6 protein-coding genes are annotated in these 17,059 nt (G+C 60.4%); all 6 read right to left on the bottom strand.

Annotated elements, in window-relative coordinates; all coding sequences use genetic code 11:
* Positions 1 to 178: 178 nt before the first annotated feature.
* The 6 genes from ABD842_RS04650 to ABD842_RS04630 all read right to left on the bottom strand — a co-directional run bounded on the left by ABD842_RS04650 (position 179) and on the right by ABD842_RS04630 (position 16,988).
* Entirely contained in the window at positions 179 to 4,801 is a 4,623-nt protein-coding gene (locus ABD842_RS04650; protein ID WP_345110728.1) for a T9SS type A sorting domain-containing protein, read from the bottom strand.
* Between the two features lie 822 nt (positions 4,802 to 5,623).
* Complete coding sequence (locus tag ABD842_RS04645) at positions 5,624 to 10,336, bottom strand: beta strand repeat-containing protein (RefSeq protein ID WP_345110725.1); 4,713 nt, start codon at positions 10,334 to 10,336, stop codon at positions 5,624 to 5,626.
* Between the two features lie 190 nt (positions 10,337 to 10,526).
* Positions 10,527 to 12,983, bottom strand: a complete 2,457-nt coding sequence (locus ABD842_RS04640; RefSeq protein WP_345110722.1) for a T9SS type A sorting domain-containing protein — start codon at positions 12,981 to 12,983, stop codon at positions 10,527 to 10,529.
* Between the two features lie 1,318 nt (positions 12,984 to 14,301).
* Entirely contained in the window at positions 14,302 to 15,831 is a 1,530-nt protein-coding gene (locus ABD842_RS04635) for a carboxypeptidase regulatory-like domain-containing protein (protein WP_345110719.1), read from the bottom strand.
* Between the two features lie 59 nt (positions 15,832 to 15,890).
* Positions 15,891 to 16,286: a curli-like amyloid fiber formation chaperone CsgH gene (csgH, locus tag ABD842_RS21175; RefSeq protein ID WP_425553150.1), complete on the bottom strand. Its 396-nt coding sequence runs from the start codon at positions 16,284 to 16,286 to the stop codon at positions 15,891 to 15,893.
* 114 nt (positions 16,287 to 16,400) lie between these two features.
* Complete coding sequence (locus ABD842_RS04630) at positions 16,401 to 16,988, bottom strand: hypothetical protein (protein ID WP_345110716.1); 588 nt, start codon at positions 16,986 to 16,988, stop codon at positions 16,401 to 16,403.
* Positions 16,989 to 17,059 lie beyond the last annotated feature (71 nt).

The following is a 17,059-nucleotide window of genomic DNA, read 5'->3' as shown; positions in this document are numbered from 1 at the left end:
TTCGACGATGCCACGCGAGATACTTCGCTTACGCTCTGCCTGACGTTCTTTTTTCAGCAACGGCCCCGAGCGAGCTGCTTCGCTGCGCTCTGCACGACGTTCTTTTTTCGCCTTTAGGGCCAACCAAAAAGCCTCTCCCGCACGGGAGAGGCTTTTTTATGGGGGCAGCAGTCAGCGGCTAGTTCTCCTTGATGAACTTGCGCACCACGCGGCCCGCGCCGGAGGTTACCTCTACGTGGTAGAGGCCGGCGGGCAGCTGGGCTACCGGCAGGGTGGCGGCGCCCTCGGCTACGCTACCCGTCAGCACCACGCTGCCCAGGGCGTTGAGCACCCGGTAGGTGGCGGCGGCGGGCACCCGCAGGTGCAGCTCGGCCCGGGCCGGGTTAGGGTAGAGGCTGACCTCCAGGCTGCCGGCCACGGCTACCACGGGCGAGAAGCTGCTCTTGCCGTCGAAGTCCACCTGGCGCAGGCGGTAGTAGGCCAGGGTGCGCAGGGGCTGCCGGTCGAAGGCGGTGTAGGCGTGGGCCTGGGTGCTCTGCCCCTGCCCTTCCACGGTAGCTACCAGGGTGAAGTGCTGGCCGTCGGCGGAGCGCTGCACCTCGAAGCGGGCATTGTTTTTCTCCGAAGCGGTAGCCCAGCTCAGCTGCACATTTTCGGCCTGCCGGGTGGCGGTGAAGCGGGTCAGCTCCACGGGCAGTGGGTTGTCGGCCGCGCTGGGGTCGGTGCTGGCCAGGGCGAAGTCGCTGAACGAGGTGAACTCGCCCGAGGTGAGCGTGCCGGCCACGAAGGCGCCGCTGCTGGCCGTACCCGTACTGGTCGAGCGGTCAATGGAGAGCCAGGGGTCGGTGCTGGTGCTGCGCTTGGCAATAACGAACGACGCCAGCGCCGGGTCAGTCACTCTGTCGTCGGCGCCGAAGCTCAGCGTGACGGTGCCGCGGAAGCCCGTGGGCTGTCCGCCCTCCGGGGTAATGCTCACATAGCGGATATCCGATACCCGGGTCAGCGGGGCCGTGACGGCCGTGCTGCGGGCCGAGGCATTGAACAGCTCCCCCGCGTAGGTAGTAGTGCTGGTCTGGGCCGCCACGCTCAGGCTGGCCGGCCGGTAGATACCGTCCTTGCCCACGGGGAACACCAGGTCGGCGGTGGGCGTAGCGGCGGCGGTAACCACGCGCTTCACGACGCCATTCACGTAGCTGGCGTTGCTGGCGCCCACCACCGTAGCGGTCGGATACAGCGTCAGCCCGTTGGCCGCCGAGGTAGCTACCAGCCCGCTGGTCAGCGTGAGCGGGCCTTCCACGTTCACGATACCGGTCGGCGTCAGCACGTCGGCGTTGTTCAGCGTCAGGCTGTAGTAGTTGCCCGCATTGAGCGTGGCGGCGGGAGCCGTCAGCACGGCGCGGCCCACGGCCGCCCCCCAGCCCGTAGCGACCCGGACGCCGTCCACGGTGAGTGTGGCGGCGGAAGTAGGACCACCCTGGCGCAGGGCCACGGCATTGAGGGCCGCGTAGCTGTCGGCGCCGGTCACCGTTACCAGCGGCGTAACGGGCTCGGCCAGGGTCGAGCTGCCGCTGCCCAGGGCATACAGGCTGGCCACGTCGCCGGAGGGCCGCACCTCGTATTTGAGCACAACCACGTAGCTCGTGTTCAGGTCAAACACCTGGGAGCTGTACACCGGGCTGGCAGGCACGGAACCGGTCATTTGCAGGCCCAGCTGGTAGCCGCCGGTGGCGGCCCTGGCGAATACCCGGCCCCGGAAAGTAACCGGAGTGGTAGTCACCGCGTCGTAGAAGTGCAGGAAGTAGTCGCCGTTGGTGGTGGCTACCGATACCTTAGCCGTAACGGCGGCGTAGAAGGTGGTGGCACCCGCCAGGACAAACGACTTGTTCAGGTCGTCGCCGCTGGGAACCAGCTTCACCCGGCGCGAGGTCGTGGTGTCGGCTACGCCCAGGGGGTAGGTGGCAAAAGCGGCGTTGCCGACCACTACCGTAATCGGGGTGGTCCCCGTCCCCTGCGCGGCCCAGCCGTGCGTTTTCAGGTCGTCGCCGGCGGGGTAGTTAAAGTATTCTTCGAGCACCAGATTGCCCGGGGCGCCGGCTACCGGCACGGCCGTGGCCATACCCGTCACGGCTACCGGCGCCGAGAGGGCACCACTGGTGTTCTCGATGCTGGAGATGGTAGTGCCCACCATGCCGGGCGCCGTGAAGCGCACGTACACCGTCTGGCTCAGGCTGCCGTCGGTGGCTGCCGTGGCCTGCTGGGTGGCGGCAAAGCCGGTCGAAGCCGAGGTAACCGACACTTCAAAGGCGGGGTTCTGGGCAGCAATGCTCACCAGGGCCGCCGGCGGCAGGTTGGCGCCGGTCAGCAGGTACGACTGCACCGGGGCCGGGGTGCCTACCGTCGCGGAGAACGTGAGGCTGGTCGGGGTAGCCGTCAGGCTAGCCACGGGGACCGTTACCGTAATCTTCACCTCGTTGGAAGTCACCGGGTCGCAGGCGGCGAAGGTCGAAATCACCTTCACGTAGTAGTCGCCGGCGGTGGGGAAGTTGGGCGCGTAGGTGGTAGCCGTTTGCCCGGTGATGACGGTGTTGGAGCCGCCCGGCGTGGTGGAGTACACCCACTGCCGCGACGCGGCAGCCGGGGTTTCGGTGGCCGTGAGCGTGGCGCCGTTGACGTTGGCGCTGATGGTCTGGTCGGCGGCCGGGGCTACGGTGACCGTAGGCGCGTTCAGGACGCCGAAAGCTGCCGAGCTCGGGCTGGTCACGGCCGGGTCGGTCGAGACGACGCGCAGGCGGTAGCCGGAGCCGGTAGCCGTAGTGGCCGGAATGGTCACACTAGCCGTCTGCGCCAGGTTGGAGCTGTTGTTGAGCAGCGTCGCCACGACCACAGGCGCGGCGAATGAGCCGGCAGCATTCGAGAGCTGCACGACGAAGCTGTTGGCGGCGGCGAAGGTGCCGGTCGGCGTGAACTTCACATTGAACGACGAGCCCGCGCAGAACGTGGTGCCGGTGAAGGCGGGGGCGCTGATGGCGTTGCTGACGACCTGCACGGTGCCAAACAGGTTGACGTTGTCAACGCTGTAAGTAGACCCAGTTGAGGAAACCGCGTAGTAGAAGCGAAATTCAACGGCAGCAGTCAGGTTGGTAAAGCCCGATAGTGGAACCGACTTGCCACCACCGGCGGTAGTTCCCGAAGCCAGCGCCGTAGCGAAGTTGTCAAGGCTGGAACGCACCTCGTAGGGGTTGCTAATGCTGCCTGAACGCTGATCAACGAACGTCAGGCTGGTCAGCGTAGCCTGGTAATTCGCATTCGGCGTGAAAGTGAAGGTCATGTACTTCGCAGCGTCGATAGTTGCCGACCAGTTTCTGGAGTTGAAGCGGTTGGCACCTGGGTTAGACAGAACGCCACTGCGTGAAAAGGTCGAAGGGTTTACGTTCGGGTTATTCGAGCTGGACGGAGCCGTAGTTACGTTGTCGGTCCCTTCAAAATCAAACGCCAGCAGCGGGGCGTCCGTCACGGTGAAGGCGGCCGAGGTCGAGCCGGTGGTGGCGGGGCTGCTGCCGTTTACCCGGATAACGTAGGCTGCGCCCGGCGTGGTGGCGGCCGGGATGGTTACCGTCAGCGTGGTCGAGGTGGAGGAAACGGTGGTGAGCGTGGTGCCGGGGAAGTTGCCCGCAGCATCCGACAGCTCGGCCGTGAACGTGTTGCCCCCGTTGAATGTGCCCGTCGTGGTAAAGCTCACCGTCACGCTGCCGCCGGCAAATATGGGCGTGGTGGCGACGGTACCGGTGGTAATGGTTATCGGCGTCGGCGTCGCAGTGGTAAATGTCTCATCGGTGGCATCGTAGGTGGTGCCGAACTCGCTGATGGTGTAGGCGGCCACGAAATACGTGGTGCTGGCCGTCAGGCCGGTCAGGTTAGCCGTGAAAGGGCTGGTGGTGCCCGTTACAGAAGCCTTGAGGGCGTCGCCGACGCCGATGCGCGGGTTAGCCGCAGTGCCGTAGACCACGCCCCGCTCCGTGATGGTAGCGCCGTTGGTAACAAAGGAGCCGCCCGTGGTAGCAGTGGTGGCGGTAATGGCCGAGGCGGCGGTGGTAGTCACCACGGGCTCCGCCGTCACGGTGAAGCTGCCGCCGGGTACGGTGTAGGTAGTGGTCCCATCGGAGAGGACCACGGCGCCGGTGCCGGTACCGGCCGCGACGGTGGCCGTAACGGCCGTGGCCGTGGCCGAAACACTGGTAGCGGCCGTGCCATTGACCGTCACGCCGGTGATGGTGCCCAGGTTGGTACCCGAGATAGTAAGGATGGTGCCTACCGGGCCGGCAGCCGGCGTGAAGCCGGTGGCGCTAGGCGTATTGGCGGCCGTGACGGTGCCGGTTACTGCCTTGGCGGCTGTAGCCGTACCGCTGGTGTGGGTTATGTTGCCGTCATAAGGGCTGCCGGCCACGGTGGTAGTAGCGGCCAGTCGGGCAAAGATGCGGGTGGTGGCGACGGTGCCGCCCGTCTGGGTCAGTACCAGCGGGGTGGCGGCGGTGTAGGCGGTGAAGGTGCCGGGCGTATTGGAGCCGGGGGTGGTTTCCAGGGCCAGCTGGTAGCCCGCGGGTGGTACCACGCTGATGTCGGCCGTCAGGTTGGAGCCCGCCACGGTATAGCTCTGGCTGGCCGAAGCCGTGCCCTGGGTGGTAGTGAAGGCGTTTAACGCTGCCGGGGAGAGGGTGATGGTAGGCGTTGGAGTAGCTACGGCAGTACCTCTTACTAATACCTCATCAATAACCCATCTTTCGTTAGCTGAGTTATTCTGCATTATTATGCGAAAACGCAAATTAGCAGTAGCAGCAATTCCTGTTACTGAGACGGTGCTATAACCATCCGTAGTTCGATTACCTCCGTTTGCAGGAGCGAACACTGTAGCAGTAGCAGCAGAAATAGTACGGGTAGCAAGACTAGAACCAGTTGAATAATGCCAGTATGCATTACTTGCGCCTGCAACACTTACTTGTTCCACAAAAGTGGTTCCATCTGTACTGATAGCTAGCTTTACATCATCTCCAGCGTCTGCTCCATTGCCAGTCGAGTTGATTGAAAAAGAAGCAAGTCGAAACGACACAGTGATATCAGAAAAACCGCTGGCATCGATGACAGGAGAAGTAAGCGTAGCGGTTGTGTTACTTACACCATAGCCCTTACCTGCTGTGGTAAGAGCAAAGCTAGTACTTGCTGGACGGTCACCGGTTGCTGAGTTACCAGTATAGGTAGTGCCTCCAACTACAGAGGGGGTACCTGCTGGGCTTTCAAAATCATACGATGTGATTGTACTCTGCCCCCACCCTACCAGCGGGCAGAGCAGCAGCAGCAGCAGCAGGCATTTCCACGGGGTGACGCCGGGTCGGGTGAGGCGCGGCAGCAGAGTAGAGGTTGCAGTCATATCGGAAAGGGTGTGTTTGACGAGCAGAGGGGCGGTAATTATAAACTTACCACGAAAGCGCCAAAGTTACAACTCCCTACTGGTTAGGTACCATCCCCGAATATTAAGGTATGGTTATGCCTGCCCCGTAAGGGCATAAAAAAAGCTTTCCGCAGAACGGAAAGCTTTTTTTATTGGACCGGCGCGGCGCGCCGGGGAAGGTTAGTTTTTCACCACGCGGCGGGTAGCCCGCTGCTGCCCCTCGCCTACCGTCACCAGGTAGATGCCGGTGGGCAGCTGGCGCAGGTCGAGCTTGCCGTCGGCGCCGAGGCGCGTCTGGAGCACGGTGCGGCCGGCCAGGTCGGTCAGGCGCACGGCCTGGTTGAGGCTGTTCCAGGTCGTGGGCAGCTCAATGGTCACCTCGCCCATTGTCGGGTTCGGATACAGCGAGAAGCCCACGCGGTTGGCCGCGCTGGCCGAAGCCGTGCCGGTGGTCACGTTGAAGGGCACGGCGGCCGATACGCTGTTGACCGGGCTGGTCACCGTCACGTTGCGCACGCCCACCGTAGCGACGGCGCTGGCGGGCACGAGGGCCGTAAGCTGGGTAGCCGACACGAACGTCGTAGCCAGGGCCACGCCGTTGAAGTTCACCACCGAGCCCGTCACGAAGCTGGTGCCCGTTACGGTCAGCGTAAAGCCGGCACTACCGGCGGCAATCGTGTTGGGCGACAGCGAGGTAATGGTAGCCCGTGGCGTCACGGTGAAGACGAACGGCGCCGAAGAGCCGCCACCCGGCGTCGGGTTGGTCAGCACAATCGGGTAAGTCCCCACCAGGGCACCGGTCGGCAGGCTGAGCGACACCTGGGTAGCCGAAATGAAGGTTACCGGCAGCGCAACGCCGTTGAACGTGGCCGTGGTAGTAGGCAGGAAGCCCGTACCCGTAATCAGGATGGTGAACGGACCCGAGCCCTCCGCCACCGAGGCCGGCGACAGGCTGGTGATGGTCGGGGCCGGGTTCGGTACCGTCACGGTGAAGGCAGCAGCCGAAGTGACCGTGCCGCCGGGCGTGGTTACGGCAATGCTGCCGGTGGTAGCGCCGGTCGGAACCGTAGCCGTGATGGTCGTGGCATTCACTACCGTGAAGGTGGTAGCGGCCACGCCGCCGAAGCTGACCGTGGTGGCGCCGGTGAAGTTGGTGCCCGTGATGGTCACCACCGTGCCCACCAGGCCGGAAGCCGGCGTGAACGAGGCAATGGTCGGCGCATTCGGCACCGGCGTGGTCACGGTAAACGTGGCCGCGGCGGAAGTGCCACCACCCGGCGTCGGGTTGAACACCGTCACGTTGAACGTGCCCGCCGTGGCTACGGCGCTGGCCGGAACGGCCGCCGTGAGCTGGGTAGCCGATACGAACGTGGTAGCCAGGGCCGCCCCGTTGAAGTTCACCACCGAGCCCGTCACGAAGCTGGTGCCCGTTACCGTCAGCGTGAAGCCGGCACTGCCCGCCACCACCGTGTTTGGCGAGAGGCTGGTAATGGTCGGGGCCGGATTCGGCGTAATGACCGTGAAGGCAGTGGCCGAAGTAGCCGTGCCACCCGGAGTTGTCACGGCAATGCTGCCGGTGGTAGCGCCGGTCGGAACCGTAGCCGTGATGGTCGTGGCATTCACTACCGTGAAGGTGGTAGCGGCCACGCCGCCGAAGCTGACCGTGGTGGCGCCGGTGAAGTTGGTGCCTGTGATGGTCACCACCGTGCCCACCAGGCCGGAAGCCGGCGTGAACGAGGCAATGGTCGGCGCACTCGGCACCGGCGTGGTTACCGTGCCGGTTACGGCCACGTTCTGGGTAGTCGCGCCGGGGCTGCTCACGGCTACGTCGCCGGCAAAGGAGCCGGCGGCGGCGCCCGTCAGGCGCACATATACCGTGGTAGCGGCCACCGTGCCGCCGGTTTGCGGAATGGTAACCGTAGCGCCGAAGCCGGTGGTCTGGCTCAGCGACACCTCAAAGCCAGCCGGAGCCGTCACGGTCAGGTTCGCGGTCAGGTTGGAGGCGCTGGCCGTGAAGGTCTGCGTCGCCGAAGCCGTACCCGTGGTAGTGGCAAAGGCCGTCAGCGCCGCCGGGGTCACGGTGATAACCGGCGTTGCCGGGGCCGTGAAGTCGGTGATGCTGATGTCGTCGAGGCTGAAGCGCGGGTTGGAGGCGGCCACCGTGTTGGTGCTGCTCACCCGGATGCGGATGTTGCCGGCGCGGTTGGCCGTGAACGAGTACGGGGCCAGGGTCGTGGTCAGCGTCGGCGCGGTGCCGGTGATGTCGGCGTAGGTAGCGCCGCCGTCGGTGGAAATCTCCAGCTTCAGCGACACGCTGGCGTCGGTGCCGTAGAGGGCCGCGTTCAGGGTGATGGTACCCGCGCCGTTCGGCTTGTCGAAGTTCATGGTAACGCTACCGCCGCCGCGGACCCGCACGCTACGGGTACCGTTGAAGCGGTCGGCCGTGCCGGTGCCGATAAGGGCGTCCGCCAGCGTCCAGTCGCCGCTCTGCAGGGCCACCGTGGCCGAGGCATAGCCGGATTTGGAGCCCTGCTCGAAGTCCTCAAACAGTCCCGCCGTAGCCGGCGACACGGTGAAGCTGACGGCGGCCGAAGGCGTGCCGCCGGCGTTGGTCACCGTCACGGCGTAGGTGCCGGCCGTCGTCAGGGCTGAGGTGGGTACGGCCGCCGTCAGCACGGTTGCCGAGACGAACGTGGTGGTCAGGGCCGTGCCGTTCAGGGTCACGGTAGCCCCGGTCGCGAAGCCCGTGCCCGTTACCGTCAGGTTGAAGCCCGCGCTGCCCTGCACCCGGATGGCCGGAGCCAGCGCCGTGATGGTCGGGGTAGCCACGGGTACCGTCACCGTGAAGCTGGTGGCCGAAGTAGCCGTCCCGCCCGGAGTCGTCACGGCAACAGCGCCGGTAACGGCCCCGGTCGGAACCGTAGCGACAATCTCCGTGGCGCTGTTTACCGTGAAGGTGGTAGCGGCTACGCCGCCGAAGCTGACCGTGGTGGCGCCGGTGAAGTTGGTGCCCGTGATGGTCACCACCGTGCCCACCGGACCCGAGGTCGGCGTGAACGAGGCAATAGTTGGGGCCGGCACTGGTACCGTCACGGTGAAGGAAGTGGCCGAGGTAGCCGTGCCATCCGGGTTGGTAACGGCGATGGTGCCGGTTGCGGCCGTAGCCGGTACGGTCGTCGTGATGGTGGTGGCATTTACTACCGTGAAGGCAGCGGCTATCCCGCCAAAGCTGACGGCCGTAACGCCGGTAAAGTTGGTACCCGTGATGGTCACTGAAGTCCCCACGGGGCCCGAGGCCGGCGTGAAGCTCGTGATGGTCGGCGGCGTCGGCGGCGGGGTGGTCGTCACCGTGAAGTTGGTGGTCGAAGAGCCCGTGCCGGCCGGCGTGGTTACGCTGATGGCGCCGGTCGTGGCGCCGGCTGGTACCGTGGCCGTAATCTGGGTGTTGCTGTTTACCGTGAAGGTGGTGGCGGCCGTAGCACTAAAGACAACGGCCGTAGCGCCGCTGAAGTCGGTGCCCGTGATGGTTACTACCGTGCCCACGGGGCCCGAGGTCGGCGTGAAGCTCGTGACGGTTGGAGCCGCGGGCGGCGCGCTGCCCACGGTGCCGTTCACGGCCACGCTCTGGGTAGCTGGGCCGCTCACGTTGGTCACGTTGCCAGTGAAGCTGCCATTGGCCGCGCCCGTCAGCCGGACGCTGATGGTCTTGCTGGCCACCGTGCCGCTGGTCTGGGGCAGCGTCAGCGTGCTGCTGTAGTTCAGGCCGTCCGACGACACTTCGAAGCCGGCCGGCGCCGTGATGGTGATATCCGTCGTCAGGTTGGAACCCGCAATGGTGTAGGTCTGGGAAGCGGAGGCCGTGCCCTGGGTCGCCGTAAACGACAGCGGGCCGTTGGTCGAAACGGTAATGCTCGGCGTGTTGGCCGCGCCGCAGCCGCCGTTCAGCGGAGCATCGGTGCTGGTGAGCTGGATGGGCGTCGTGCCGCCGGCAGGGTTTACCGTATTGGCGCCCGAGGGCCATATGCCGTCGGTGTCGTTGTTGCAGTTTACCACGCTGCCGGTGCTCACCGAGCGTTCTTCCACACGCTGCACGCCATTGGCGTTGGTGTTGGGCGTAATGGTGTTCCAGGAGCCCGACGTGGTGCTGTAGCCGGGAATGACGCTGGCAATTGTCACGCTGATGGGCTCTACTACCGTCACGCCCAGCGGCCGTCCGGCCCCGGCAGCGTTGTCGTAGATGGCGACCAGGTTGCGGGGCGTGGCAAACGAAGCGCCCTTGATGAAAGTACCGTTGGCCGCCCCCGCCGTTGCGGCGAAGGTCAGCACCGTGATGCCCTGGTTCAGGGCCAGGCGTTTCTCCGTAATGGTTGGGGTGGCATCCTTGGCCAGCGCAATGGCCGGGAATACCACGTTGCCGCCGGTGAAACGGCCATTACCGGTGTTTACAAAGCCAAACCAGCCCGTAAAGGAGCCGGTGGCATCCGTAATGAAGGTTTCGTAGGTACCAGCCGTCGTAAAGGTCGGGGCAGTGGTATAAGAGTAGGTTCCGGAAGTGCTGTTGATCAGCAGCGGGTTGCCGGCTCCGGTACCGCTCCCACCGATATCCACGCTACCGCCGCCGGCGGCCGAGTTTGTAGCACCCTGGGTGAAGTAGCGGTATAGAGTGCCTGGCGTGAGGTTGCTGACCGTAGCGCGGTACATGACCGGCAGGCGGGTGGCTGTGCCGCTACCCATGAACTGCGGAACTACTACGCCGGTAAAGTCGGCCTGGGTGAGGATCTGGGCGCGGCCCAGCAGCGGCAGGCCCAGCAAGACCAGGAGCGGCAGCAGCACCCGCCACCGACCGGGGCCAGAATGGAACTGCCGACAAAACAGAGTAATGTTTTTGTACATACAGAAAGGATTGAGGTAGTAATCTCCGCAACCAGCGGAGGTGGGATTTTCAAAGATACATCGCTTCGCAGTGTTCTCCCGCGCATACGAGGATTATCAAAAGATGATATGATTCCCCGGAAAAATAAAGAAGGCCTCCCGTTCCCGGGAGGCCTTCTTTACTATAAGAGGCAAAAACGGCGCGGCGCGCTTAGTTCTTCACCATTTTACGCGTCACAGTCTGAGCGCCTTCCCCTACGATTACGATGTAGGTACCCGCTTTCAGGTTGCTCGTGTTCAGCTTGCCATCGGCAGCCAGACGGCCAACCTGCACCTGACGACCCGTGAGGTCGGTGATGCGTACCGACAGATTCTCGGTAGAGCCCTCGGGCAGCTGAATCGTTACGTCACCCTGCGTTGGGTTCGGGAACAGGCTCACGTCACCCAGCGTAGCGCGGATCACCACGGCCTTGCTGATGGACACCGTACCATCCAGGTCGGTCTGCTTCAGACGGTAGTACGATACCCCGGCCAACGGACGGGCATCTACTGCTTCGTACTTGGTAACGCTGGTCGCGTTGCCGGCACCTTCCTTGGTCAGCACCGTGGTGTAGTCCTCCGGCTTGCCCGACTGGCTGCGCTGTACTTCGAAGCTCTTGTTGTTCTTCTCGCTGGCCGTAGACCAGTTCAGCACTACCGAGTTGTTGCGCAGCTTGCCGCTGAAGGCTACCAGCTCAACTGGCAGCGGGAACTGAGGCTGGTTGTTTGGCGTGAGGTAGTTCTCCGCGTTCAGTACACCATCGTTGTTGAACTCGAAGCCGTAGAAGTTGTATTGCAGCGCAGGGTTCAGGTTGGTTACGGTGAAGCTATTGTTCGAACCGCTGAACACTACATAGGTGTTAGTAGAAGCTTCGATCTCGGTGCCCGTACCGTACACGTACGCACCATTATTGGTAGTACCGGGGTTGAAGTTCTGCTTGTCCGCTGGAAACAAGTTCGGAGGCAGCGTAGTCAGGTACGTGCTGCTACCGATAACGGCCCGGTTCTGACCGAAGGCTCCCGTACCGGGGTTCGACAGGTCGAAGGTAATGGTAGCCATCGTGCCATCTGCAGAGCGAACTACCGTAGCCGTTGACTGAGCCGTTGGCTCAACTGCAATGCCGAAGCCCGTGGTACGACCAAAGCCGCTGCTCAGGGCAAAGAACTCATTGTTGTTGAAGCTGGCATTCCGGAATTGCAACTCCTGGGCGGCGTTACCTACCCGCACCGGAGCAAAGCGCACCAGCAGGTTGAGGGAGAAGTTACCGTTAGCATCGGGGGTAATGATACCGCCGCTGGTCTGGTAAGTCAAGCCACCGTCCAGCGAATATTGGAACAGGGGAGTCTGCGTAGGGTTACGAACCGCATCCGTAGCATCGGGTGGGAAGCGCAGTTCAACATCACCGCTGAGCAGGAAGCCTTCCAACTTGACCGTCTTGGGAGCCGTCTCCGTACCTTTTACTACGTTGGTAGCAAAGGGTCCGATTGGGCTATCCAGACGAATCGTTGGCTCACTGATACCGGTTACCGATACGTCGAAGTCCGGAGCCGGAGCGCTGGAGTTGCGGATGGTGCTGGTGACAGTCACAGCATTTACGCCCGGTACGAAGCGGACGAAGATCGGACGCTGGGTTACGTTGCCCTGATTATCCGGCGTGAAGGAGACGCTGCTGCTGAAGTTAACGTTGTCGGACGAAACCTGGAAGAAGTTGGCGTTCGGGCCAGCCGGGAACACCACGAGGGGCTGCACCAGGTTCGTACCAGCTACCAGGAAGCTTTGCGAGGCCGAAAACGTGCTCGGACGCGTCACAAAGGTGAAGCTGTTGTTGCTTGGGTTCGATACCGAAATATCGGAAGTGGCACCACTGGGGTTGTTGGCCGTAATCGAAACTACCTGCGGGTTTGCACCGGCGCTGGTCAGATCAATACGCTCGTTGAAGGAACCCTGAGCCACCAACGCGACCAGACGTACCTCAATAATCTGCGGTGTCACCGTGCCGCCCATTGGCATGATGCTGAGCGGGCTCGAAGAGAAGCTACCACCGGCCGAAGCATTCCGAATCTGTACGTTCGGGCTGCTCGGAGTCAGCACGAGGTTGGCATTCAGATCAGTGCCGCTTACTTCAAAAGTCTGCGCATTGGTACTACCGCTGCTGGTGACGGTGCCGAAAGCCAGGGAATTTGGGGTCGCCATAATCGATGGCCGGCCGGAGGTAGGATTTGCATTGCCCGTTACGGTTACGTTGTTGCTTATCGTACCCGTACCGTTTGGCGTCGACACCCCAACTACGTCATTGAAAGCCCCGGTAGTTCCCGGGATAAAACGAACGTCGATGGTAGTGTTGGCCAGCGTCCCGTTGGAGGGAGTCAGCGTGATAGGGGCGCCCGAGAAGAAACCGGTGCCGGTCCGGATCTGGAAGCCGTTTGGAGCAGTAATGGTTACGTTCCCCTGCAGGCTGCTGCCACTCACCGTAAACGGCTGGCTGGGCGTGGCGGCTCCTACCGTAGTTGTTCCAAATGCCAAAGCCGTTGGGTTAACGGTCAGAACGGGCGTGGGCAGCACGCCAGTACCCGATACACCCACGTTTTGCGTGGTAGCGCCCGGGCTGCTAAAAGTAACGTTACCCACGAAGTTGCCGGCAGAAGTAGGCAGGAACCGAACGCTAACGGTCGTGTTGACGCTGCCGCTGCCATTCTGTTGCAGAGTGGTAGTAGTACCAAATGCTCCACCATTGCTCACCTGGAAGCCAGCCGGAGCCGTTACGGTGATTACATCCGTAAGGGAAGTAGCTGAAACAGTAACAGTCTGAGGAGTAGAAGCCGAGTTGACCACCTGCGTGCCAAACGAAAGCGAAGCAGGATTTACTATGATCGTTGGAGTGCCGGGAGTGCCGGTACCTTGAACGAATATCTGCGCAAAGCCAAATCCACCATTAAAGTTGAAAAGGTCAATCCGCTGGTTTACTTGTCCTGTAGCAGTGGGTCTGAAACGTACAAAAAGCGTACCCCCAGCGGCAGGCAAAGCCACGGTCTGACTGAAGGCCACTCCGTCTGTGCTTCCTTCAAAAGAAAGAGCATTGGTGAAACTTACGGTGGTAGGACCCGTGAAGCCGCTGCTGGTGACAGTATATGAAACCGCAGGTGAGACGTTGCCAACCGGTGTATCGTTAAATACAGACGGTGTGCCAGCAGTGGTCGTAGGACTGACAGTGATTTGCGCTTGGGCAAAGGCTGGCAGAGCCAAGAGCATTAGGAGCAGAAACCGCATGAGCGGAGTCTTAGCCCAATGCCCTGTACTCAAGTAAGAGTTTTTCATGGTATGAAAGGAGTAAGGGTTACGAAGGGAAGGAAACAATCAGAAAAGATGGTTTAGGTTGCTGGGTCAAAACTTCACGTCATTACGCTAGTTAGAGCGCAATAGACTACTAACTTTCTAAGTTTTTTTGGTATTTTTACAATTTGGCGTGCTTTGATTCATAGTTAAGTTATGATTGCTAATCACCATATTTCGTGCCAAAGCACGTTTTTGCCTGTAACGCACCAAATGATGAACCTAGTTCACTTCTATATAACAATATTACTTTACCAACTTCCATTTTACTCAATCCAAAAATTCAAATAGCTGCATATTTCAATCGGCAGTGCAAAGTTGCACGAATTTCTACACATTCGCTTAGGTAAATAACACATTCGCTCAAATAGTATCCCGCCCCTTAACTACTGCCAGTATCTGAATAGTATGCAGAGCTGAGTACTTAGCTAATCCTTCCTTACGGTACTTGCTTACTCCCCTACAGATATCCTTCAGGCACTAACAGAGCCGACAGCCTCTTTTTGAGCTTGCCTACCCCAAAAACCAATGGCTGCCCCATTGCAAGGCATGGAACAGCCATTCGGTACGTACAAAAGGTCAGAGACGCTTGGTACAAAGCCCTGCTAGTGAAGCATTACTTCCAATCAGGAAGGGTTGCATTCGCAAACAGCTTTGCTCTATTCTTACCATCAAGGTCCATGATCCATATCTCCGGGACAGATATTCCATCGTTGTTCACGTTCACGAAAATCACCTTTGCGCCATCTGGGGAGAACCGCGGAAACAGATCATTGGTACCCGCTGGCTTACCCGTGATGGAGCCCGTACTTGGCGGGGACAAATCGACCACACCTGTACCGTCCAGCTTCTGCATAAAAATGTGGCCGTTGAGTTGCCGTCCGCTCACCTGTTCATACCCATCTACATCCCGGCTATACAGGAGGCGGCTGCCGTCGATGCTGAAAGAGGGAGAATCCAGCCGCCCGGGCAGATTGTCGATGACTTTGGCCAGATTTGAGCCGTCAGCATTCATAATGTAGAATTCGGCGTCGTAAATATTGGTCCCTACTGTCTGCACAATGATTCTATTGCTTTGGGCAGTCCAGTCACATTCGCGGAAGTTGCGGCCAGCCGGAGCCGTAGCCACCTGGACCAAGCCTGTACCATCCCGGTTGATGCGCCACAGCTTGTCATTACTGGCGTAGATAAGCTGAGAGCCGTCTGGGGACCAGTGATAGGCCAAGCCATAGTTGCCGTAGCCTTCTACCGGAATCATGCCCGGCGTTATCTGACGTGAGTCGGAGCCGTCCCGGTTCATAGTATAGAGTTGATAACGCCCGGTGGCATTGGAAGTATACGCTATCCGGTCGCGGGTAGGACTCAGCTGGGGCGCGGTTTCCAAGAAGGCCGATGTGGTCAGGCGAGTCAGATTGTTGCCCGCATTGTCAGAGCTGTATATATCCGTATTGCCCCCCACCTCCCGAACGTACAGGTAGCGGTTGTCGGGAAGGGCACTGGTTTGAAACCGCCATACATCACCACGCACCGTTTCGCCTGCTTTGTCACGTACCGTTACCTGCCAGAAGTAGGTGGTATTATACTTTACGTCGATGGTAACGACAGTATCCCGAGAGTTTGTCAACACCTGCTTTTGATCCAGGGAGTTACTCTCATATATAAGGACATCCGACTTGAGGGAATCACCGGCGTCGGGGTCGGTTACCCGCCACTTCAGGGTAAGGCGGGAAGGCTGGCCGGCAGCCCCGTTTGCCGGAGTCGGATTTGACGGGGCATTGGGGCGGCGGTTGCTGCCACTCGCTTTCTCCATCACTACCGTCACCAGCGTGGGAGTACCCTCCTGTACCTGCACATTTACGGTTTCCGTTTTATAATCTGTTTTGCGAATCGACAAGGCATATTTTCCGACCAGCAGATTGGGCAGGGTGAATTTACCCTGAGCATCAGTCGTGAAGGAAGTGGTAGCCGGATTCGTAGTTATGACCACATTGGCCAATGGCTTGCTGCCACTGCTACCATCCACCACCGTTCCTTCCAGAGCGCCGTAGTAAGCGGGCTCAATGGTATTGGTTTCACAGGCCAACACGAAGTGGCTAAGTAACAGGACCAGCAACAGACGGACTGCAGCGCGCAACGAAGTGGGCATAGCTTGGGAGGAAAGAGAGCGGAAAGAGGAAGGGACACGGAAAGACATCAGGTCAAAGATCAGGGCTTCCCTTTAGGAGTATAAAGCAGGGAATCTTGTGCTACGATCCTACCCTGCTCATCCAATAGCCGCAGACGCACGCGGTAATAATCAGTTGGGTCTACTCTGATAGTAGTTTGTGACAGAGCCAGGGTCTGGTGAGAAGCAATGGTAAACCGCCCAGATTGGGAGTTGCGGGAAGTTCCGGCTGACCCGGTTTTATCCATTTTCAACTCGTAGCTCAAGTTTAGCGGCTGTGAGGAGACATTCAGGCATTGGCCTACGACCGCAAGCATATCACCTTGCTGCCGGACAACCAAGCGGGCCTGGCACTCTTGCTGCGGGGGCAGCAGTCCCGTACGTATGGCTGCAGCACCCAATAGTGGCAGACAGGCAAAAATAAGGGCAAGGTTCATGGCGCAGCAAAAAGTATTCTGATGAAACAGGAATAATGCAAGGCCGAAAATAAGGCCAAAAAAAGCTCCGGATGGCCGGAACCACACCGGAGCTTAGTGAGCACCAAGTCTTTGTTAAGGCTTTATTTTGATACCCTGCTCAATAGTCATGCGGATGCCATTGCCCTGCATGTACACCTCATAGCCGGGAGGAGCAGCAATGCCACTTTCCTGCTGGTTAAGCTGGTTATTGTTGCCCTTCTGTTCCACCTTGTAGCGGCGGTCATCCACGCTCAGCCCTTGGTTTACTCGGTTGTTGTTGCCATCCTGAATAATGGCCGATTCCGTATTGAAACCATCAATATCAGAGTCAACTGTGTTGCGGTTTCCCATTTGCTTCACAGTCGTGACATTGCCCGCGCCGGTCTGGGAAGTATTGGCAGTGTTGGCATTACCTGATTGCAGAATGGCTACCCGGTTGCCTGCCCCTCCAAAGGTGCGTTGGTCGATACTGCTGCCGTTGCCATTGCCTACCTGAGTGAGCACAGCCCGGTTGACACTATTAACGGGCAAGTCTACTAGCTGATCAGTGCCAAACTGCTCGGCCAGCTGCTGCTCATTGCTAACACCTTCCTTCGACTCCTTCTGCTGAGTCTGCCCCCTCGCTTGCAGGCTGCTAATCCCGAGCGCCGCAGCGAGAAAGTATACATATAGTTTTTTCATGGCACGAATGAAATTGCGGCTGTCAAAAAAGAAGAGCTACCAACCGTCTGAGCTGAAGAGACAGCCAGCCT

This window comes from Hymenobacter algoricola, assembly GCF_039539525.1.
GTDB lineage: Bacteria > Bacteroidota > Bacteroidia > Cytophagales > Hymenobacteraceae > Hymenobacter > Hymenobacter algoricola.
Note: the sequence above shows the minus strand (reverse complement) of the source record. Positions and strands in the feature narration are given on the sequence as shown.